At 30.8% G+C, this 20,802-nt stretch carries 18 protein-coding genes; 13 read left to right on the top strand and 5 right to left on the bottom strand.

What is annotated here, in order from left to right; all coding sequences use genetic code 11:
* Positions 1-5: 5 nt before the first annotated feature.
* The 6 genes from ACU68Y_RS06170 to ACU68Y_RS06145 all read left to right on the top strand — a co-directional run bounded on the left by ACU68Y_RS06170 (position 6) and on the right by ACU68Y_RS06145 (position 5,816).
* A complete protein-coding gene (locus ACU68Y_RS06170; protein ID WP_002836732.1) occupies positions 6-266 on the top strand; it encodes an HPr family phosphocarrier protein in 261 nt (86 codons plus the stop codon).
* Positions 267-325: 59 nt separating this feature from the next.
* Entirely contained in the window at positions 326-2,020 is a 1,695-nt protein-coding gene (ptsP, locus tag ACU68Y_RS06165) for a phosphoenolpyruvate--protein phosphotransferase (protein ID WP_002842124.1), read from the top strand.
* Between the two features lie 53 nt (positions 2,021-2,073).
* Positions 2,074-2,958, top strand: coding sequence for a hypothetical protein (locus ACU68Y_RS06160; protein WP_094202713.1), 885 nt, complete (start codon positions 2,074-2,076; stop codon positions 2,956-2,958).
* Positions 2,942-3,280, top strand: coding sequence for a winged helix-turn-helix domain-containing protein (locus ACU68Y_RS06155; protein WP_094202712.1), 339 nt, complete (start codon positions 2,942-2,944; stop codon positions 3,278-3,280). The genes ACU68Y_RS06160 and ACU68Y_RS06155 overlap by 17 nt, the downstream gene beginning before the upstream one ends.
* A 128-nt stretch (positions 3,281-3,408) precedes the next feature.
* A complete protein-coding gene (arcC, locus tag ACU68Y_RS06150; RefSeq protein ID WP_094202711.1) occupies positions 3,409-4,341 on the top strand; it encodes a carbamate kinase in 933 nt (310 codons plus the stop codon).
* A 125-nt stretch (positions 4,342-4,466) separates the two neighbouring features.
* Positions 4,467-5,816, top strand: coding sequence for a uracil-xanthine permease family protein (locus ACU68Y_RS06145; protein WP_094202710.1), 1,350 nt, complete (start codon positions 4,467-4,469; stop codon positions 5,814-5,816).
* A 22-nt stretch (positions 5,817-5,838) separates the two neighbouring features.
* On the opposite strand, the gene ACU68Y_RS06140 is transcribed toward ACU68Y_RS06145, so the two are convergent.
* Positions 5,839-6,864 carry an NAD(P)/FAD-dependent oxidoreductase gene (locus ACU68Y_RS06140; protein WP_094202709.1) on the bottom strand — a complete coding sequence of 342 codons (1,026 nt, stop codon included), beginning with the start codon at positions 6,862-6,864 and terminating at the stop codon, positions 5,839-5,841.
* Positions 6,865-7,102: 238 nt separating this feature from the next.
* On the opposite strand from ACU68Y_RS06140, the gene ACU68Y_RS06135 reads away from it, so the two are divergent.
* The 4 genes from ACU68Y_RS06135 (at position 7,103) to ACU68Y_RS06120 (ending at position 11,802) form a co-directional block, all read left to right on the top strand.
* On the top strand, positions 7,103-8,179 hold the full coding sequence (locus ACU68Y_RS06135; RefSeq protein ID WP_002840315.1) for a BMP family lipoprotein: 1,077 nt from the start codon (positions 7,103-7,105) through the stop codon (positions 8,177-8,179).
* 65 nt (positions 8,180-8,244) lie between these two features.
* Positions 8,245-9,777, top strand: a complete 1,533-nt coding sequence (locus ACU68Y_RS06130) for an ABC transporter ATP-binding protein (protein ID WP_002840308.1) — start codon at positions 8,245-8,247, stop codon at positions 9,775-9,777.
* A complete protein-coding gene (locus tag ACU68Y_RS06125) occupies positions 9,767-10,867 on the top strand; it encodes an ABC transporter permease (protein WP_304152081.1) in 1,101 nt (366 codons plus the stop codon). Before ACU68Y_RS06130 ends, ACU68Y_RS06125 begins: the two co-directional genes overlap by 11 nt.
* On the top strand, positions 10,867-11,802 hold the full coding sequence (locus tag ACU68Y_RS06120; protein ID WP_002837778.1) for an ABC transporter permease: 936 nt from the start codon (positions 10,867-10,869) through the stop codon (positions 11,800-11,802). The genes ACU68Y_RS06125 and ACU68Y_RS06120 overlap by 1 nt, the downstream gene beginning before the upstream one ends.
* 50 nt (positions 11,803-11,852) lie before the next feature.
* Here ACU68Y_RS06120 and ACU68Y_RS06115 read toward each other — a convergent pair whose 3' ends face one another.
* The 4 genes from ACU68Y_RS06115 to ACU68Y_RS06100 all read right to left on the bottom strand — a co-directional run bounded on the left by ACU68Y_RS06115 (position 11,853) and on the right by ACU68Y_RS06100 (position 15,753).
* Positions 11,853-12,197, bottom strand: a complete 345-nt coding sequence (locus ACU68Y_RS06115) for a hypothetical protein (RefSeq protein ID WP_002837793.1) — start codon at positions 12,195-12,197, stop codon at positions 11,853-11,855.
* Positions 12,190-13,464 carry a DUF1576 domain-containing protein gene (locus ACU68Y_RS06110; RefSeq protein WP_002837641.1) on the bottom strand — a complete coding sequence of 425 codons (1,275 nt, stop codon included), beginning with the start codon at positions 13,462-13,464 and terminating at the stop codon, positions 12,190-12,192. The genes ACU68Y_RS06115 and ACU68Y_RS06110 overlap by 8 nt, the downstream gene beginning before the upstream one ends.
* Positions 13,465-13,555: 91 nt before the next feature.
* Positions 13,556-14,674, bottom strand: coding sequence for a toxic anion resistance protein (locus ACU68Y_RS06105; RefSeq protein WP_446755710.1), 1,119 nt, complete (start codon positions 14,672-14,674; stop codon positions 13,556-13,558).
* Positions 14,674-15,753, bottom strand: a complete 1,080-nt coding sequence (locus tag ACU68Y_RS06100; RefSeq protein ID WP_446755711.1) for a 5-bromo-4-chloroindolyl phosphate hydrolysis family protein — start codon at positions 15,751-15,753, stop codon at positions 14,674-14,676. Before ACU68Y_RS06100 ends, ACU68Y_RS06105 begins: the two co-directional genes overlap by 1 nt.
* A 164-nt stretch (positions 15,754-15,917) precedes the next feature.
* Between ACU68Y_RS06100 and ACU68Y_RS06095 the strand changes: the two genes are divergently transcribed.
* The 3 genes from ACU68Y_RS06095 (at position 15,918) to ACU68Y_RS06085 (ending at position 20,793) form a co-directional block, all read left to right on the top strand.
* A complete protein-coding gene (locus tag ACU68Y_RS06095; RefSeq protein ID WP_002837648.1) occupies positions 15,918-16,322 on the top strand; it encodes an NUDIX hydrolase in 405 nt (134 codons plus the stop codon).
* Positions 16,323-16,326: 4 nt separating this feature from the next.
* On the top strand, positions 16,327-17,244 hold the full coding sequence (gene whiA, locus ACU68Y_RS06090; protein ID WP_002837783.1) for a DNA-binding protein WhiA: 918 nt from the start codon (positions 16,327-16,329) through the stop codon (positions 17,242-17,244).
* A 63-nt stretch (positions 17,245-17,307) separates the two neighbouring features.
* Positions 17,308-20,793, top strand: a complete 3,486-nt coding sequence (locus ACU68Y_RS06085) for a DNA polymerase III subunit alpha (protein WP_060790768.1) — start codon at positions 17,308-17,310, stop codon at positions 20,791-20,793.
* Positions 20,794-20,802: the final 9 nt, after the last annotated feature.

Here is a 20,802-nt window from a genome sequence, read left to right as displayed (position 1 = left end):
TTATTATGGTAGAACAAAATGTTATAGTTAAAAATGAAACTGGTTTGCATGCTCGTCCAGCTGCATCATTGGTACAATTTGTAAAGAATTTTGATGGTAAAGTTGAGCTTATTAAAGACGGAAAAACAGCTAACGCTAAATCTATTTTCAACGTTATGGCTTTAGGTATTTCACAAGATACTGAAGTTACTGTTAGATTAGATGGCGAAAACGAAGAAGAAAATTTAAAAAAACTAGTTGAATTTATAGAAAATTTGGAAGACTAATTCAAGTAAGAATGTATAGCCGTCACTTTTGTGGCGGCTTTAGTTTATAAGGAGGTAATATGAGTTTAATTAAAGAAGGTATTATTGCAAGTGAGCAGATAGCTATTGGTAAAGTTAAACTTATGAGAAAACAGAAAGTTAAGATTAATACCGAAAAAATTTCTGACGAAGAAATTAAACTTCATGTAGATAAGTTTAATAAAGCTTTGGATGATTACAAAACAATTTTATCTGAGACTAAGGTTGATAATGATACACAAAAACAAGTTATCGAAGCTCATTTGAGTATGTTGGATGATCCTTTTTTATCAGAAACTGTTATCGGAAAAATTAACGAGAATAATTCAAGTGACAAAGCACTAACAGATACAATAGATGAAATGGTTGTGATGATGGAGTCTCTTGATAATGAGTATATGAGAGAAAGAGCTGCGGATTACAAGGATATAGGACAACAATTATTATACAAGATTAAAGGAATTGAATATCAAAAACTAGATTCGTTGGAACCTAATACTATTTTGGTTTCAAAAGAATTAACTCCTTACGAGACATCTATAATTGACAAAGATCATGTAGTAGGTTTTTTGATGGATTTAGGTGGGAAAACCGCTCATACATCAATTATTGCACAAACTTTAGGGATTGCTTGTCTTGTAGGAATGAAGGATATTACAGAAAATGTTAATGATTCTCAAACAGTTATTATAGATTCATTTAAGGGAATTTGTATAATTGATCCTGATGATAAAACTATTTCAGAATATAAGAATATAAAATCTGAATTAGATAATGAAAAATTAAGGCTCGAAGAAAATAGGCACAAAAAGGCTATCACCAAAGATGGAAGAGATATTGATGTAATGACTAATATTGGAAATATCGAAGATCTTGATAAAGGTTTAGAATCCGGGGCTGAGGGAGTCGGATTATTCAGAACAGAATTTTTGTATATGTACAATGACCATTTTCCAACTGAAGATGAACAATTTGAATCTTATAAAAAAGTTGTGGAAATTTTAGATGGAAAATCAGTAATTATAAGAACTTTGGACATAGGTGGAGATAAAGAACTTCCTTATTACAAATTCCCCAAAGAAGATAATCCATTTTTGGGTTGGAGAGCTTTGAGATTTTGCTTTGATATGAGAGATGTTTTTGATGCTCAAATTAAAGCTATTTTAAGAGCTTCTGCATTTGGAAAAATTAGAATAATGCTTCCTATGGTTATTTCGGTTGAAGAAATAGAGAATGCACTTGAAATCATAGAGAATAATAAAAAACAATTGAGAAAAGATAATATTGATTTTGATGAAAATATCGAAGTTGGAATCATGATCGAAACTCCAGCAAGTGTTATTGTCGCTGAAGATTTAATAGAATACGTCGATTTCTTTAGTATTGGAACTAATGATTTGACTCAATATATTTTGGCAAGCGACAGAGGTAATGAAAAAATTTCTAACCTATATAACACATATAATCCAGCGGTTTTAAGAGCTATTAAAAAAGTTATAGATGTAAGCCACGAACATGGGAAATGGACTGGAATGTGTGGTGGATTTGCTGGAGATACGAAAGCTACGAAACTTCTATTGGGTATGGGTTTAGATGAGTTTTCTGCACCTGCAGCATCAATTCCAAAAATCAAAGATATTATAGCTAACAATTCATTTGAAGAAGCAAAAATTTATGCTGATGAAATTTTAAAATTGAAAAAAACTTCAGAAATTGAAAAGAAGATTTCCAAATAAATATTTTGTTTTCAAATTCTGATGTTTAATGATAAAATTGTATTGGTGATTATATGGAAATCAAAGATTTACAATTTTTTAAAGATAAAGATATTTGCGATTGTGATTTGCAAGATGATAAATACATTGTAAATACTAATTCAGGTAAATATATTGTAGAAATATATGAGGGAGATTTGGAGTCTTTCTTGAATTTGAATAAAAGAAATAATAATTTATTGTATGAGCTAAATGACAAATTTACAAAGATTGAAGATAGTGGATTTGAAAATGGGCATACTTTTGTTATCAAGAAATACATTCAAAATCTTACAGAACAAATCAATCCAATAAAACAAATCGAACTTGGCAATGAAGTGGGAAAAGTTCTAAGAAAACTTCACGATAATAGCCAAATTGACGACGATACTACGTGGTCTAAGATTTTTAATTACAAAATCAATAATCTTATTTACAATTATTCCATGACAAATTTCAGAGGTGAAAAGGACTATATAGTTTTTGATTATATCGAAAGTAATAGATATTTGATTGATTCAAGAAAGTTGAGTAACATTTATTTGTTTGATAATATAGGATCTATTTATGCAGACGATAACAATTTGAATTTTGTATCTAAAAATATCAGTTACATGGCAGATTCTTTCTATGAGTTCAGAAAAATTAATGAAGTAAATGAGAATAGCAGGATATTCTATTATTCATTATTAAAATCGTATTTTAATGGAAAAATTCCAAGATTATTTTACAGAATTCTTGCAATTTACTCTATATTGGATATATTGGAACCAAAATTGAACGAATCAAAAGAAGTTGATTTAACGCAAGAGTTTGATAGAATATTGAAAATATACAACGACTTTGATTGTATAATTCCTGTGTGGATCAAGGAAACTGAAGAAAAAATAAAGGAGCTTGGTGATGAAGGTAAATTGTAAGTTCTGGTTTGAAGATGATAATGGTAAGAAATTTTTTGGAAAAGGAAATTATCTACTTTTAAAAGAAATAAACAAGACAAAATCTCTTAACAAAGCTTCAAAAAATCTCAAAATGAGTTACAGCAAAGCTTTTAATATTATTAAAAATAGCGAAAAAATCTATGGAGAGAAGTTCGTAGATACTGAAATTGGCGGAGCGCATGGTGGAGGTTCCACATTGACTGAGGCAGGAATCAAATTAATCAAAGAATATGAAAAAGCTATGTCAAATTTTAACAAAACTAGTAATAATTTAACAGAAGATATTACAAAAACTTTCTAAAATGCTTGTATTTTTTACAGAATAAGTGTAATATATATTTATCGAAGTGTCTAATAATTAAAATCTCAATGTTTAGCATTGAGATTTTGTATTTGGATACTATTTTTAATTTATAAAAAGGAGATAAAATGAAAAAAGTAGTTTTAGCATTAGGTGGAAACGCTCTCGGAAATTCACCAGAAGAACAAATAAAAGCGGTTAGAAAAACTGCAGTATCCATAGTTGATTTGGTTGAAGACGGTAATGAGGTTATCGTTTGCCATGGTAATGGTCCACAAGTGGGTATGATAAATTTGGCTATGGAAACAGCTCACAATTCAAATTCACAAATTTCAAATATGCCATTTGCAGAATGTGTTGCAATGAGTCAAGGATACATAGGATATCATTTACAAAAGGCTATCAAAAATGAATTATCAAAAAGAAATATGAAAAATGCTGTGTCTACTATTATTACACAAGTTAAAGTAGACAAGAATGATGAGGCTTTCTCTAATCCAACAAAACCAGTAGGACTATTTTACTCAAAAGAAGAATCTGAAAAGCTTGCCAAAGAAAGTGGCTATACTTTTAAAGAAGATTCAAACAGAGGCTACAGAAGAGTTGTTCCATCACCAAAACCAATTGACATTATCGAAAAAGAAGAAATCAATACTTTGATAAAAGAAGATTTCATTGTTATTGCTGGCGGGGGCGGAGGAATCCCTGTTATAGAAAATGATGGTCAATTAGAAGGAATAGGTGCTGTAATAGATAAGGATTTTACTTCTGAAAAATTAGCTGAAATTTCAGATGCAGATTTTTTAATCATTCTAACTGCTGTAGAAAAAGTATGTATTAATTACGGTGAAGAAAATGAAGAAGGCTTGGATGAGTTAAACTTATCGAGAGCACACAAATTGATTGAAGAAAAACAATTTGCAGAAGGATCTATGCTTCCAAAAGTCAAGGCTTGCTTGAATTTCATTCAATCAGGTGATAATAAAATCGCTTTGATTACTTCTTTGGAAAAAGCAAAAGAGGGAATCAATGGTTTAACAGGAACAAGATTTGTAAAATAATAATAGTACTTCCAAAACAAATTATGAAATTGATTTGATTTTTGGAAGTATTTTTTTATTACTCTTTTAATTATTTCAAATTTAATATAAAATATACTTTAATGAAATTATAAAGGAGAGTGTATATGGAAAGTAAGTCGAATTCATTGTTTGATTATTATGGAAATCCTTCTTTACTTAAATCATTTCCGATAGCTATGCAACATTTATTGGCAATGATTGTGGGTAATGCTTTGCCATCAATAGTCTTAGCAAGTGCTTTGAAATCAAGTGAGCATGCAATTACAGATGCACAATCAATTTATTTGATTCAAGCTGGAATGTTTATTGCTGCAATAGCTACATTATTACAATTGTATCCAGTTTTAAAATTTGGTGCAAAATTACCAGTCATTATGGGTGTTAGTTTTGCTTATATTCCTGTTTTACTATCAATTGGAAAACAATATGGAATAGGAGCTGTCTATGCATCACAACTGGTAGGTGGTATTGTAGCGATTTTCACGGGAATGTTTATTGGAAAAATAAGGAAATTTTTCCCACCGATAGTTTCTGGGACTGTTGTATTAACTATTGGGCTTAGTTTGTATTCAGTAGCTGTAAATTATATGTCAGGTGGAAATGGTCCAATGCAAGGTGAAATAAGAAACTGGGTTGTAGCGATTATAACATTGTGTGTTGTTTTATTTTGCAATATGTTTATGAAAGGTTACATAAAATTAGCGGCAATTTTAGTTGGAATTATTGTAGGATATATAATATCATTATTTTTAGGCATGGTTAAATTTGACAATGTTGTTAATGCCTCTTGGTTTATGCTTCCACAAATTTATCCTTTTAAATTCCAATTCCATTTGGATGCTATCTTGACAATGTCAATTATGTATATCGTAAATTCTGTTCAAGCAGTAGGTGATTTAACGAGCACCACTATTGGTGGAATGGATCGTGAACCGACTGATGTAGAATTGTCTGGTGGTATCAAAGCAAATGGTCTTGTAAGTGTTATAGGTGCATTCATAGGAGCCCTTCCAACTGCAACTTATTCACAAAATGTTGGAATTGTATCTATGACAAAAGTAATAGCAAGAAAAGTTTTATTGATTACTGCTAGCATGGTATTTGTTTGTGGTTTGATTCCAAAATTTGGAGCATTGATGCTTTCAGTTCCACAAGCTGTAATTGGTGGTGCGACTATATCTGTATTCGCACAAATCGCTATGAGTGGTATGAAGTTAATTACATCAAGCGAAATGAGCGTTAGAAACACAACTATAGTTGGATTGGGTGTAGCACTTGGTATGGGAATCACACAAGTGGGACCAAACGCTGTGAGATATTTTCCACAATGGTTCAGAATGGTATTCACAGCATCACCAGTAGTTGTAGCAACATTGATTGTATTTTTCTTGAATATCATAATTCCAGAAAAAACAATAGAACAAGAAGAAAAAGAAAGAAAAGAAATAGATTAAAAAATCCCTCGTAAGAGGGATTTTAATATTTCATATATTTTTTATCAATGTATCTTTTTAATACGAATGAAAGATGTGAATACCAAGTGAATCCTTTATAGTATAGTAGTGCTTTTTCATTTCCACAGTATAAAATTTGCATAGGATCGGTGTCTGGAACATAAGATTCCAATTCTTCATTGTTTAATGTATGTGCAATATTTTTCATCAAAATAGGAGACTGCCTGATGGCATACACGCCTGCCTTTGGTAAATTAGGATATTTATCTATACTTACACAATCTCCAACGGCAAATATTTTGTCGGAAATTCTCATATATTCATCGGAAATCAAAAAGTTTTTATCGGTAGTATTTAGATTACTAAAATCAATATTCACTCCACTAGAACCAATACACATGATTAATTTGTCAAAATCAATATCTATTTCATCAATTGATGATACATTTTTGTTTTCGTAAACTTTAATACCTTTTTTCTTTAATAATTTTCTAGCTTTCATATTAGCTTTGTCGCTAAAGCCTTCCATATTCACACTGCCTCTTGTTACAATAGACACATTTTTATCAGGATAAATAGTTTTTAATACAAAAGCTAATTCCAATCCACTTGCCCCAGCTCCTAATATTAGGATATTTTTATCATTTTCTTTGATTTTTTCTTTCAAATCGATAATCGTATTAATGGGTTTAGAATTGATTACATTATCTCCTTTGCCAATTGTCTTTTGTGTAGCTCCTAAATTTATACTCAAATAATCGTAGTCTACAGTGTGATTTTCAGCTATTACCTTTTTGTTTTCATCGTCAATTTTTACGATTTTATCAAAAATTAATTCAGCGCCGTATTTTTCGCAAACTTTTCGTACATCAAAGCATATCTCATCATGAGAATATACTCCTTCCAAAAAACCAGTATACATACCAGAATAATATTGGTATTCGTTGTCTGTGATAACAGTAATTTTTATGTCGGGATATTTTTCTTTAATATTTTTGATTACAAAAATATGACCGTGACCGCAGCCACATAATACTAAGTGTTTCATTTTGTCTCCTTATTAATTTGATATTATTAATTATTTATATAATATCAGAAAATTTGACCAATGTTAAATTCATTTTTTAGTTTGACAATGCAGTTAATAATTGCTAATATTATATTGTATAGAAGGTATCTATATTTACACGATAACAACGTTTACGTTATTAAATAAACCATGAAAAAGTACGATAAAATTTTTTAATTGTAAGCAAATGTTATCATTAAAATTGAAGGAGGACATTATGTCAAAAGTTTACAAAAAAATAATTGCTTTATTTCTTTGTTTAAGTATGGTTTTTGCAACAGCTTGTGGTGGTGCTGGCAAAGATTCATCTGATAGCGGAAAATCTTCAGATAAAAACGACAAGAAAGAAAAAGTAAAAGTAACTATGGTTACTGACCAAGGTGGAATTAACGATAAATCTTTCAACCAATCAGCATATGAAGGATTTGAAAATGCTAAAAAAGAAGGATGGTTGGATTACAGATATATCGAATCACACAAAGAAGCAGAATATGCTCCAAATATGGAAACAGCATTGGATGATGAAAGCGATGTAATATTTACAATTGGATATGCATTGTACAAAGCAACAGATGCTGCTGCAAAAGAAAACAAAGATCAAAAATATGCAATAATTGATAATGCAAATGTCGAAAAGAGACCAAATATGATTGGGGTTTTATTTGCAGATAACGAAAACTCATTCTTAGTTGGATACATCGCTGGTATGACAACTAAAACAAACAAAGTTGGTTTTGTTGGCGGTATGAAGAGTGATGTAATTGATAGATTTGAATACGGATTCAAAGCAGGTGTTAAAGAAGCTGAAAGACAAAAGAAACAACCTATTGAATTCCAATCACAATATGCTGATAGTTATGCTGCGCCAGATAAAGGTAAATCTATTGCTAACTTAATGTATCAAAAAGGTGTAGATGTTATTTTCCACGCAGCAGGTGGTACTGGATATGGTGTTATTCAAGCTGCTATCGACAATAACAAATACGTTATTGGTGTTGACAGAGACCAATCAGCAGATGCTCCTAAAAACATGTTAGTTTCTACAGTTAAAGGTGTTAATGTTGCTGTTCAAAAAATCTCAAAAGATCTTAAAGATGGTAAGTTTGAAGGTGGAAGTACAGTAACTTATTCATTAAAAGATGGAGATGCTGTAGATATTGCTTACGCAAACAATGATTTAGTAGCAAAAGATGTTAAAGACAAAGTTGAAAGCTTAAAGAATGATATCAAAGAAGGAAAAATCAAAGTTCCACAAAACGAAAAAGAATTTACAGAATTCGGATTTGATAAATAAGGTTGAGAACAGGGATTGAAAAATCCCTGTTTTTATAACTATTTTTAAAAATGAAAGGGAAAAACATGAACGATGAAAAAAATATTGTTGTGGATTTAAAAGATATATCAAAATCTTTTGGCAGCAATAAAGTACTTGATAATGTAAATTTCAGTCTTCATGAAGGAGAGGTTCATGCTTTGTTGGGAGAAAACGGAGCTGGAAAAACAACTCTAATGAACATACTATACGGGTTGTATGAGCCCACATCAGGAAGCGTTACAGTAAAAGGAAAAACTTTTGATCAAATGACTCCTAAACTAGCAATACAAACGGGAATAGGAATGGTTCATCAACATTTTATGCTTATAGAACCATTTACGGTATATCAAAATATTGTTTTAGGAAAAGAAATAACAAGTAATGGTGGATTTCTAGACAACAAAAAATCTATCGAAGAGGTAAAAGCATTATCAGAAAAATACGGATTGACGATTGATCCAGAAGCAAAAGTTTCTGATATCTCAGTAGGAATGCAACAAAGAGTTGAAATCTTAAAATGTCTATATCGTGGAGCGGATATTTTGATATTTGACGAGCCTACGGCGGTTTTAACTCCACAAGAGATAGATGATTTTATAAAAATAGTAAAAAATCTTACGGAATTAGGCAAATCCATAATAATAATTACGCATAAATTATCTGAAATCAAAGCTATGGCTGATTACTGTACTGTAATTAGACGTGGTAAATTTATCGATAAGTTAAATGTAAAAGAAATCGATGAAAATATTTTAGCGGAAAAAATGGTTGGTCGTGATGTAAGATTTAATGTTGAAAAACAAGACCAAGAACCAGGCGAAGTTGTCTTAGATATTAAAGATTTAGTCGTAAAAGACTCCAGAAACATTGACGTTGTAAAGAAATTAAATCTTCAAGTTAGAAGAGGAGAAATTGTTGGTGTTGCTGGTGTAGATGGTAATGGACAATCGGAATTAATTGAAGCGATTACTGGTCTAAGGAAAATAGAATCAGGAACTGTTACATTAAAAGGAAAAGACATCACAAATCATTCTCCACGCGAAATCATTGATTCGGGAATGAACACAATCCCAGAAGACAGACAAAAACACGGACTCATATTAGATTATTCTATTGCTGACAATTTGATATTGGAAAATGTAAAAAAGAAACCTTTTAGTAAAGGGTTAAAGTTAGATTTTAATGCCATTAATGAAAACGCAAAACAATTAATCGAAAAATTTGACATCAGACCAAATGATTATCATCAAAAAACTAAGAATTTGTCAGGTGGTAACCAACAAAAAGTAATTATAGCAAGAGAAATTTCTAACAATCCTGATTTATTAATAGCAGCTCAGCCTACAAGAGGACTTGATGTTGGAGCGATAGAATTTATTCACAAATATTTAGTAGATCAAAGAAACAAAAATAAAGCGGTATTGTTAGTATCGTTTGAATTGGATGAAGTAATGGATTTATCAGATAATATTGCAGTTATTTTCGATGGAAAAATTGTTGGAGAAAAACCATCAAACCAAACTAATGAAATGGAACTTGGTAGATTAATGGCTGGAGGTGTTGTAGATGAAAAATAACAATGAAAAAATTTCAATATTCACAAAATACAACAAGCTATTCTTCATGCTTTTATCTATTGTAATTGGCCTTTTGGTTGGTGCATTAGCATTAATATTAGCTGGATATAATCCACTAGAAGCATACAAACTAATGCTTGAAGGTGTTTTTAAAAGACCTAAAAATGTCGGTTGGACAATTGTAAATGCCATTCCAATAATATTTACAGGTCTTGGTGTTGCATTCGCCTTCAAAACAGGTTTATTCAATATCGGTGCAGAAGGTCAATATATAGTTGGAACAATGGTAGCATTTATTTTAGGATATAATCTCCATTTACCAGCTTTTATTCACGTTCCTGTAGTAATTATTGTAGGTATGTTAGCCGGTGCTGCTTTCGGTGCATTAGCTGGATTTTTGAAGGCAAAATTCGGCATTCATGAAGTTATATCTACGATAATGCTTAACTGGATAGCTTTTTATTTTAATAATATGGTTGCAAATTATCCGAAATTTAAAGCACCTAACTCAATGGGAACACATGAAGTTCAAGAAACTGCAAAAATAACATTATTGCAAAATGCAAAAGGACTTCCAAAAGCAATAGATAATTTCTTCAAAGCTCCAATTCACTTGGGATTAATATTAGCGATTGTGGCCGCGATATTGCTATGGTATATTTTGAAGAAAACAAACTTAGGATATGAATTGAAAGCAGTTGGTCTCAACCAAGATGCAGCAAAATATGGTGGAATTGATGTCAATAAAAAATTGACATTATCTATGGCTATAAGTGGTGCAGTGTGTGCACTTGGTGGAATCACACAAGTATTAGGATACAGATACACAATCTCAGCATTATCTAGCATGGAAAATTTTGGGTTTGATGGATTGGCTGTTAGTTTGCTTGCAAATAATAACCCAATAGGATGCATTTTCTCGGGATTGTTTTTCGGTGGCTTGAAATACAGTGGAGCAAACGTTCAAAGAGTTTTGCATGCTCCAACTGAAATGATTAACATAATAATGGGAACAATTATTTTGTTTACAGCAATTCCGTTGATGTTCAGAATAATTAAATCTAGATTCAAAAACAAAGGAGGCAAATAATGAACTTAGTACTTTTAGGATTAGTAATAGGTAATACATTAATCAACGCAACTCCTATTTTATACGCTGGATTAGGTGGTATGGTTTCTGAAAAATCAGGAGTTACAAACATTGGACTTGAAGGTATGATGACAATAGGCGCATTAATTGCAGCAACTGTCGGTTATTACACTCATAATCCATGGTTAGCATTCTTATGTGGTGGTCTTAGCGGAATGGTATTTGCATTAATCCACGCAATTGTTTCAATAACATTTGCTGGAGACCAAACAATTTCAGCAATTGCTATAAACTATTTGGGACCTGGTGTTGCATTATTTGTATCTAGAATATTTTTTGATGGAGCAACTCAAACCAAACCAATCGAACCACAATATAAAATCCCACTTATCTTTGATGGAATACAAAATAAATTCTTGGCAAATATAATTTCATTGCCAGCTACTGTTTATTTGGTATTTGTTTTAGTATGTTTGATTTATATATTTATGTACAAAACAAAATGGGGAATGAGATTGATAGCTGTTGGAGAACATCCAAAAGCAGCAGAAACTTTGAATATAAATGTATTTTTAGTCAGATATATGGCGGTTTTATTCTCAGGATTTATGGCTGGATTAGGTGGAGCTACAATGTCAATTTCTCTTGTATCTTCATTCTTCCCTGCATTAGTTGCTGGTCAAGGTTTCATAGCTTTGGTTACAGTAATATTTGGTAAATGGACTCCTCAAGGTGTTATGTTAGCGGCATTATTCTTCGGATTTGCTCAATCAGTATCAGTAGTATTAGGAGGAACAAATCTTCCAATACCTTCAGAATTGATATCCATGATTCCATATGTCGCAACTTTAGTTGTACTAATATTATTTGGTGGAAAAACAAAAGCACCTACAGCAGATGGAGTTCCATATTTGAAAGACGATATAGCAATTTAAAATAATCAAAAAAGGTAGTGTGAATTTCACACTACCTTTTAAATTTACAACTACACTAAATGACGCTCTACATAAAAACTCAAAATTTTTCCATCATAAGAAATAATTCCAGAATCAACCATTGAGCCTAGAAGATTTATATCATTATAATCAGATTCCCAACCCAATAAATTCGCGTAATAATCTTCGATTTGAGGAGATCTTCTTACATTAATAAGTCTTTTCATATCTTCAAGATGTTGAGGAGTTTTTGTTGGAATTCCTTCAGCAATTATAATTAACTTATCGTCTTTGAACTCTGAATCTATTCTTATACTTTTTGTGTCATACATGAAAAAATAACTTAAAATTTCTGACACGATTAATTTTGCTTTTTTTTCTTCGTTACTAATCATCGTTTTTCAACCTCACTCTCATTAAAAAATTATCCATTTCACTAAAAACAGGAACTAATATTCCTGCTACAAATCCGCCTGAAAATCCATTATTGTACAAATTAACTCCACCATGAACAACTCCTATGTTTAAAACCATAGCCATGTGCAAAAATCCGGCTAAAACTCCTCTGAAAAAGCCAAACTCACCAGCAATTGGGGCAAGAGTAGTTCCAAATAGTGCCGCTAAAAGACTTGAAGTAGATAGTGGATTAAAAGTATTTAAAATTGAAGCTAGAAAAACTCCAACTAAAATTGGTATAGTGTTTTTAGGGTGCTTACCAAATGCAGAAAATCCTGTAACAGTAAAAATTCCGCCTATTATTGGTCCGCTTATGTTACCGCCTACAATAATGATGTATGTCGTTGCTATTAGCCCCATGATGCCCATATTAATCATAGTTTGATATAAACCATCAAGTGATATAAAATCAGTTGCTAATCTACCAGAATTGTACATTATGTTTTCATATCCATGAAAAGACATATTATTCTTTATAAATCCTAACAAAAATATAGCTATGAAAAGCAAATACAAAAATATAATAATTCTGATATCATTTGTCGGATATACTACATTAACTGATTTTATAGTAACATTGAACATTCTTAAAATTCCTACATAAAGCATGCCGACAATTCCTGCTGTAAATCCCATGTTGTACAAATTATAACCTTGGTGAAATCTTAAAAAAGCTCCTGAAAGTGGTACCATAATTATACCTATGCTTATTCCTACAAGATAACTTATTATGATTGAATGAACAGGGGATAGACTAGAATTAAACGCTATTTCACTAATCAAAGGGCCCAATGCGCTTCCAAATAAAGCTGGAAGTATTACAGATGCTTTTGATGTGTTTTCGATTTTCGCATAAATCAAGACTCCAATAGTTATTGGGATTGTATTGAAAATATTTTTACCAAAAAAAGCAAATCCAGTCATTGTAAAAATAGCTGCGACTCCCGGTCCAGAAATAACAACCTTAAAATTTTGTGATAAAAGAGTTGACAATAAACAAATCAAACCTGCATTAAAAAACGCAGCTCCAATATTTGCCAAATACATATAGTCTGTAATTAAAGTGCATGGACTTTTAATTATAGTTATCAAACCATTAAAAATTTCTGTGGGAGAATTAAATAAGAATGCTACGACCATCAGCAAACCTGCCAATATGTAGAGAAGCTTATAAATTCCCATCGAGTGAAAAACTTTTTCTTTCATAAGACCTCCATTTATAATTTAGTATATTTTATTATAAAGAAGTACAATTTTCAACAAAAAAGGAGCGATATTATCATATCACTCCAAAATATTAATTCGGTTTATTTAAAAGTCTGTTTTTTAATTCTTGTTCCATTGCCATTAATTCTTGTTTTGCTTTAAGTCTATTTTCGTGACCTTCGATTTGAATATTTCTAACTTCATCCAATGCGCTGATAAGTTGTTCGTTCGTGTGTCTAATTGTTTCAACATCAACGATTCCTCTTTCAGTTGCTTTTGCAGTTTCTATGGCACTCATCTTCAAAGTATCTGCGTTTTTACGCAATAAATCATTAGTCAAATCAGTAACCTTCTTTTGGGCTTCTGCTGCTTGTGAGTTATGATAAACACCCAATGACAAAACCATTTGGTTTTTCCATATAGGAATTGTATTTACTATTGTAGATTGAATTTTTTCAACCATGACAGCATTTGAAGATTGAACCATTCTTATTTGTGGAGCCATTTGTAAACTAACCATTCTTGTAAGTTCAAGATCGTGCAATTTTTTTTCAAATCTAGTGGCCAAATCTCTCAAATCATTTGCTTTTTGTGCAGTTATTGAATTAGGAGAACTTTCAGCTTCTTTAAGCATGTTAGGAAGTTCTTCATTTCTTACTTGATCCAGTTTCTTTTGACCGGCAAGAATGTACATGCTTAATTCTTTGAAATATTGTTCGTTAAGTTTGTACATTTGGTCAAGTAAGGAAATATCTTTCATCAATGTTATTTGATGGTTTTCCAAAATTTTTGAAATCTCATCTACATTTTTCTCAGCTTTCTCATAGTTTGCTCTTAATGCAGTTATCTTATTGGCACCTTTTTTGAAAAATCCAAATACACCCTTATCTTCTGTTTCATCAAATGATTTTAATTCTGTAACTACGGAAGATAATAGATTACCAACTTCTCCCAAATCTTTTGTCTTTACAGAATTTAGTGTTTTTTCAGAGAAACTAGCAATTTTCTTTTGGGCTCCTACTCCGTATTGTAAAACTATATTGGAATTAGACAAATCAATCTGTTTTACAAATTCATCAACTGTTTTTTGCTCTTCAGGAGTAAGATTAACTTTTTGGTCAAATTCAGGGTAAAAAACTTCATCTTCTTTAACTTCGTCCAATGTAGCTTCTTCCACATCTAAAGTCAATTTAATAGGTTTATCTTCCATTATTCAGCACCTCTCTTAAACATTGTATTTTTCTCTATCAATCCGTCTTGTGACAACAATGTATTCATAACTTCGATTTCCGAGTTAATATTCAAAATATCATCGCTGTACAAATCTGTTAAAAGCTTTGAAAAAGCTTTATTGATATTCTCGATGGCATTTTTAATGTCTTTCTTTGATTTTTCGACACTAATAATATCATTTTTTTCATTTTCAAATTGAATGTAATTTTTCACCAAATTTATAGCCGTTGGAGTGTAATAATCTACGAATTTATTAAGTCCATTGACATCAGAATTATCGTTTTGAATTTGATTATTTATCGACACTAATAAATCTTTTAATTTAATGACATCTTGTTTGAAATCAAAATCCTTGATAGATGTAATTAAATTTTCAGTTATCGTAATATAATTAGTAATATCTCTGTTGGATTCAATCTCTTTTTGGTTTTCTTCTGATTTGCTTTCATCTAAATAATGAGCTTTGTAAGCATCGTAACTTGTTCTATCTAACAAAAACAAATGACCATTTTCCACAACACGAGCTTGAGGGAAGTATCTTTTGTTTATGAAATAAATTAGTTCCTTACTACATTTTTCAACAGGAAGATTAACCGCAGATGCAAAATCTTCTACGCTTAAAATTTTATTGTCTCCAATTTCTGTTTTGTATCTTAAAAATCGTTGTAATTTTGATGCGTGTATATGTGACAGAAAACCCACAACACCAAATCCCAAACCTATCATAATTCCAGCAACCATATCAACAAAGTCATGATTAAGTGATCCCATAGAGCCAAATAAAGTCATAGCACCTATAGCATAACTTATATTTCTTAGCGCAAAGTAGCTTTTTGGATTAATCTTTTTTTGAATTACTAACTTAGGGTCTTTGTTTGCCAGATATTGTTGTTTCGGTTTAGGTTTCAGATTAAATGTATTCATAACGACATTTAGACCACTTTTTGATAAATCCAACGCCATATCGATTGATTTTTCTATTATTTCACCAACTTTTGAAAAATCATTGTCGCTTATAGCGCTATCTATATATTCTTCTAATTTATTTTTTTTCATTTCACACCTTCCTAATTACTATTGTACCATATATAGTAGTCGAATTTAAATGAAATTTTCTTACAAAAATTTTAAATTATTTTTAAATTTTGCTTTGACTTTTAAATATTTACAATTCAGTTTATAATAGTATTAGATTTTCAAAATAAAATACAGGAGGATATATGGAAGAAATAAGTGCAGGTGGGGTAGTTATCAACAATGGTAATGTTGCTGTACTTAAAAAGTTCCGTGGTGAATGGGTTCTTCCTAAAGGTAGGGTAGAGAAAGGAGAAAGTTTAGAACAAACTGCAATTAGAGAAGTTTTTGAAGAATCAGGACTAAGAGCCGAGATTGTTAAGTATATTGGATATGTAAAATATAAATACAGACACATGGATGGCACTAAAGTTCTTAAAACAGTTCACTATTTTTATATGGTAACGAAAGATAATAATATTATCCCACAAAGAGAAGAAGGCTTTGCAGAAGGAGATTTCATGAATCCTGACAAAGCTTTGAGATATGTGCGTCACAGTGCAGAGAAAAATATGATAAAAACAGCTAAATCATTTATAGAAAAAAGGTAAAGATATGAGCTTTTCATCTGATATTAAAACTGAAATAATAAGTAATCTTGATGATTACGACGTTTTGGCAATGCTATCAGCTTTTACTAAGACAATAGGTACTTTGAATTACAATTCATTTGGTGTGAAGATTACATTAAAAACAGAAAGTAATCCAGTTGCAAGATTGATATTTTCTAATTTGAAAAAATTTTACAATTATGAATGTGATATGAAGGTTATTCACAATAACAATCTTCGAAAGAAAAATATATACGAAATACTAATTGACGAGAAAATATCGAAACAATTTTGTGAAGATACTCATACTTCAACAAGTCCATTTGACTTTGATTTGGGAATTGATGAAAAAATTATAGATTCCAATGTCAAGAAAATTAGTTTTTTACAAGGAGCTTTTTTAGGTACTGGATTTTGTTACGATCCATCAAAGATGTATCATTTGGAGATTATTTTCAAGCAAGAAAATGTTGGTATGCAAGTTAAAGATATGCTTTATGGTTTTGGAATAAAATCTTCTATTTTTGAAAGAAACGAAAATTATGTTTTGTATATAAAAGAAGCAGAAGCTATTTCTGATTTTTTGAGCTTGACAAAGGCTTACAATAGCGTTTTAAAACTTGAGAATGTCAGAGCCTTAAAAGATATAAAAAACAATGTCAACAGAAGATTTAATTTTGAAACAGCAAATTTGAATAAAACAGTAGATGCTGCTTTGAAACAGAAGCTTATAATTGAAAAAATTGAAAAAACTATTGGTCTTGAATCACTAGATCCTTTATTGTTGGAGCTAGCTTATGCCAGAATTGAAAACCCAGATGTTTCATTGAAAGAATTGGGAGAAATGATGACCCCTAAGATTTCAAAATCTGGAGTTAGTTATAGACTTAATAAACTTAAAAAAATTGCTGATGATTTATAATTGTCAGCAATTTTTCTTTTAAAATAATCGAAATTATTATAAAATAAGCTAAAGGAGTTTGAAATGATAGATACTTTTACGCATTTACATGTTCATACAGAATACAGTTTGCTAGATGGGTTTTCTCCTATCGAAAAGCTTTTAGATAAAGCCAAAGATTTGCAAATGAAAGCCATCGCTATTACTGATCATGGCAGTATGTTTGGAACAGTAAAATTTTATAAGGAATGCAAAAAAAGAAATATAAAACCTATTATTGGTTGTGAAATCTACACTACTAATAAGGATCATAAAATCAAAAATCCAGAAAATAAATTCTACAATCATTTAGTTCTTTTGGCTAAGAATCAAAAGGGTTATTCTAACTTGATGAAAATTGTGTCACTTGGATATGTTGAAGGATTTTATTATAAACCTAGAGTGGACAAGGAGACTTTGAGGAAATATTCGGAAGGTATCATTGCCTTGTCAGCATGTTTAAAAGGAGAAGTACAAGAATCCTTAATAAGATATGGATATGACAAGGCCAAAGATGTAGCAAAAGAATTGAAAGATATTTACGGAGAAGACTTTTACTTAGAATTGCAAAATCATTCTTCAAGAGAAGATATGGTTGTTATGGAAAATATTCCCAAAATTGCTAAGGAATTAGATATTGGACTTGTATGCACAAATGATGTTCATTATATTGAAAAAGAAGATTATAAAATACACAATATTTTGATTTGTCTTCAAACGGGAAAAACTATCGAAGAAGACAATAAAATGAGCTACATTCCGGGAGAATTTTTCCTTAGAAGCGAAGAACAAATGAAAGATTTGTTCAAGGATTATCCTGAAGCGATTGAAAATACAAAAAAAATTGCAGAAATGTGCAACGTAGAACTTGAATTCGGTCATCTCCACCTACCATATTTTGCAATTCCTGAAGGCTTTACCAATAGTAGCTATCTTAAAAAACTCGTTTTTGATGGACTTGAAAAAAGATTTGCAAATGATGAAAGATTACAAGAAGCAAAAGAAAGATGCGAATATGAACTATCTGTAATCGAAAAGATGGGATATGTCGATTACTTTTTAATCGTATGGGATTTTATAAGATTTGCAAAATCACAAGATATTCCAGTTGGACCTGGGCGTGGATCTGCTGCAGGAAGTATTATAAGTTATTGTCTAGAAATTACAGACATTAATCCATTAGATTATGATTTAATTTTCGAAAGATTTTTGAATCCTGAACGTGTTTCTATGCCAGATATCGATATAGATTTTTGTTACGAAAGAAGAGAAGAGGTAATAGATTACGTTGTAAATAAGTATGGCGAAGACAAGGTTGCTCAAATTGTAACTTTTGGAACAATGGCAGCTAGAAATGCGATAAGAGATGTCGGAAGAGTTCTTGCAATGGATTTTAAAACAGTGGATGACACTGCGAAGAAAGTTCCTAATCTCTTGAATATTAATATCGACAAATCTCTTGAAATTTCTCCGGAATTTAGAAAAGCTTACGAAGAAAATCGTGATGTAAAAAAATTAGTAGATGTTGCACGAAGAGTTGAAGGTATGCCGCGTCACACATCAACTCACGCAGCAGGTGTTGTTATTTCCAAACTTCCAATAATGGAATACGTTCCGTTGGCAATTAACAAAGATGCAGTTATCACACAATTCAACATGACAGAACTCGAAGAACTTGGTCTATTGAAGATGGACTTTTTGGGTCTTAGAACTTTAACTGTAATTAGTGATTGCATTAAATATATCAAGAAAAATAAAAACATTGATGTGAATTTTGAAGATATGAACGAAAATGATCCAAAAGTTTTGTCGATGTTTACAGTTGCGCAAACTTTGGGAATATTCCAATTTGAATCTCAAGGAATGAGAAACTTCTTAAAAGAATTGAAGCCAACTAAATTTGACGATTTAATTGCGGCGAATGCTTTGTTTAGACCTGGTCCAATGAATGAAATTCCGACTTATATTCACAACAAACATAATGAAGAAGATGTTGAATATTTATCTCCATTACTTGAAGATATATTGAAACCAACTTATGGTACGATTGTATACCAAGAACAAGTTATGCAAATAGTTCAAAAAATCGCAGGTTTCAGCTTGGGTGAAGCGGACAATTTGAGACGTGCGATGAGTAAGAAAAAAATGAAAGTAATGGAAGATGGAAGAAAAGAATTCATCTTTGGAAAAAAAGATGAAAATGGAAATATTTTAATTGAAGGAGCAATTAGAAGAGGCGTTGAAGAAGATGTTGCAAATAAAATCTACGATTTAATGATAGATTTTGCAAAATATGCCTTTAATAAATCTCACTCTGCAGCTTATTCATTAGTAGCTATGAGAACAGCTTGGTTAAAATATTATTATCCAGTTGAATTCTTGGCGGCATTGATATCTTCAGTTATGGGTAATACTTCTCAAATTTCGTTGTATATTGAAGAAGCAAGAAGACTTGAAATCGAAATATCTCCACCAGATATTAATTACAGTTTGGATAAATTCGACGTAAAAGACAATTCGATAATTTATGGATTAAAGGCTATCAAAAATGTTGGAACGAATTTAATCGACCAAACAATTATTTCAAGAAATGAAAATGGTAAATTCAAAAGTTTCAGAGATTTTGTTGAAAGAATTTACGCAAAGGACAAATCAGCTATTAACAAAAGATCGATTGAATCTCTTATAAAAGCTGGAGCATTTTCATCTCTAGGAGAAACTAGAGCGACATTAATGCTTCAATACCAATCTATCATTGATTCAGTTCAGTCGGGATTAAAAAATAATGTACCTGGTCAATCTAATTTGTTTGATATGTTTGAATCAAATGATGAAAATGATAGAGATGATTTCACAAGAAGAGAAGAGTTCGATAAATCCGAACTTTTGAGAATGGAAAAGGAAGTATTGGGTATATATTTATCAGACCATCCTTTAAGAGCGTATTCAAGTATTATAGATCAATATTCTAATTTTTCTACAGGAGATTTGGAAGACGATGCTTACAATGAAAAAAACTTTGATGGAAAAAGAGTTAAGGTCGTAGGAATCATTGAATCTATCAATAAAAAGTTTACAAAAAATCAGAAAATAATGGAATTTGTGAAATTTGAAGATTTGTATGGAACTATGGAGTTAATAGTATTTCCACAAAAATACGAACAATATTCTGAAATTTTAAATGAAGATGAGATTTTGATTGTAGGTGGAAGGCTTAATATCATTGAAGGTGAAGATCCTAAAATTATAGTGGACAGCATTCAAAGCATCAAATCTATTTCAAATGTTGAAAAACAAGAAGAATCAGAGACAAAATTATTTTTAAGAATTACTAAAAATATGCCAAGCTATATTTTGGATAAAGTCAAACCAATACTACTTAATAGCAAAGGGAATACTCAATCAAATATATATTTTGAAGATAAAAAACAAAACTATTTGCTAGGAAATGAATTTAGAATTTCATGCGAAGATAATACTATTGATGAGTTAGTTTCATTATTAGGAAGAGAAAATGTAGTTTTGAAATAGAGGTTAAAT

The organism is Finegoldia sp. P1-F-LS, from assembly GCF_052932205.1.
The sequence above is the reverse complement of the archived record's forward strand: the minus strand, read 5'-3'. Positions and strand labels throughout refer to the sequence as shown.

Excerpts from the sequence above, each read along its gene's own strand:
- ACU68Y_RS06085 (WP_060790768.1), top strand. The coding sequence starts at position 17,308 with ATGATAGATACTTTTACGCATTTACATGTTCATACAGAATACAGTTTG.
- ACU68Y_RS06170 (WP_002836732.1), top strand. The coding sequence starts at position 6 with ATGGTAGAACAAAATGTTATAGTTAAAAATGAAACTGGTTTGCATGCT.
- whiA (WP_002837783.1), top strand. The coding sequence starts at position 16,327 with ATGAGCTTTTCATCTGATATTAAAACTGAAATAATAAGTAATCTTGAT.
- arcC (WP_094202711.1), top strand. The coding sequence starts at position 3,409 with ATGAAAAAAGTAGTTTTAGCATTAGGTGGAAACGCTCTCGGAAATTCA.
- ACU68Y_RS06160 (WP_094202713.1), top strand. The coding sequence starts at position 2,074 with ATGGAAATCAAAGATTTACAATTTTTTAAAGATAAAGATATTTGCGAT.
- ACU68Y_RS06105 (WP_446755710.1), bottom strand. The coding sequence starts at position 14,674 with ATGGAAGATAAACCTATTAAATTGACTTTAGATGTGGAAGAAGCTACA.
- ACU68Y_RS06100 (WP_446755711.1), bottom strand. The coding sequence starts at position 15,753 with ATGAAAAAAAATAAATTAGAAGAATATATAGATAGCGCTATAAGCGAC.
- ACU68Y_RS06130 (WP_002840308.1), top strand. The coding sequence starts at position 8,245 with ATGAACGATGAAAAAAATATTGTTGTGGATTTAAAAGATATATCAAAA.
- ACU68Y_RS06095 (WP_002837648.1), top strand. The coding sequence starts at position 15,918 with ATGGAAGAAATAAGTGCAGGTGGGGTAGTTATCAACAATGGTAATGTT.
- ACU68Y_RS06135 (WP_002840315.1), top strand. The coding sequence starts at position 7,103 with ATGTCAAAAGTTTACAAAAAAATAATTGCTTTATTTCTTTGTTTAAGT.
- ACU68Y_RS06110 (WP_002837641.1), bottom strand. The coding sequence starts at position 13,464 with ATGAAAGAAAAAGTTTTTCACTCGATGGGAATTTATAAGCTTCTCTAC.
- ACU68Y_RS06120 (WP_002837778.1), top strand. The coding sequence starts at position 10,867 with ATGAACTTAGTACTTTTAGGATTAGTAATAGGTAATACATTAATCAAC.
- ACU68Y_RS06115 (WP_002837793.1), bottom strand. The coding sequence starts at position 12,197 with ATGATTAGTAACGAAGAAAAAAAAGCAAAATTAATCGTGTCAGAAATT.
- ACU68Y_RS06145 (WP_094202710.1), top strand. The coding sequence starts at position 4,467 with ATGGAAAGTAAGTCGAATTCATTGTTTGATTATTATGGAAATCCTTCT.
- ACU68Y_RS06125 (WP_304152081.1), top strand. The coding sequence starts at position 9,767 with ATGAAAAATAACAATGAAAAAATTTCAATATTCACAAAATACAACAAG.
- ACU68Y_RS06155 (WP_094202712.1), top strand. The coding sequence starts at position 2,942 with ATGAAGGTAAATTGTAAGTTCTGGTTTGAAGATGATAATGGTAAGAAA.
- ptsP (WP_002842124.1), top strand. The coding sequence starts at position 326 with ATGAGTTTAATTAAAGAAGGTATTATTGCAAGTGAGCAGATAGCTATT.
- ACU68Y_RS06140 (WP_094202709.1), bottom strand. The coding sequence starts at position 6,864 with ATGAAACACTTAGTATTATGTGGCTGCGGTCACGGTCATATTTTTGTA.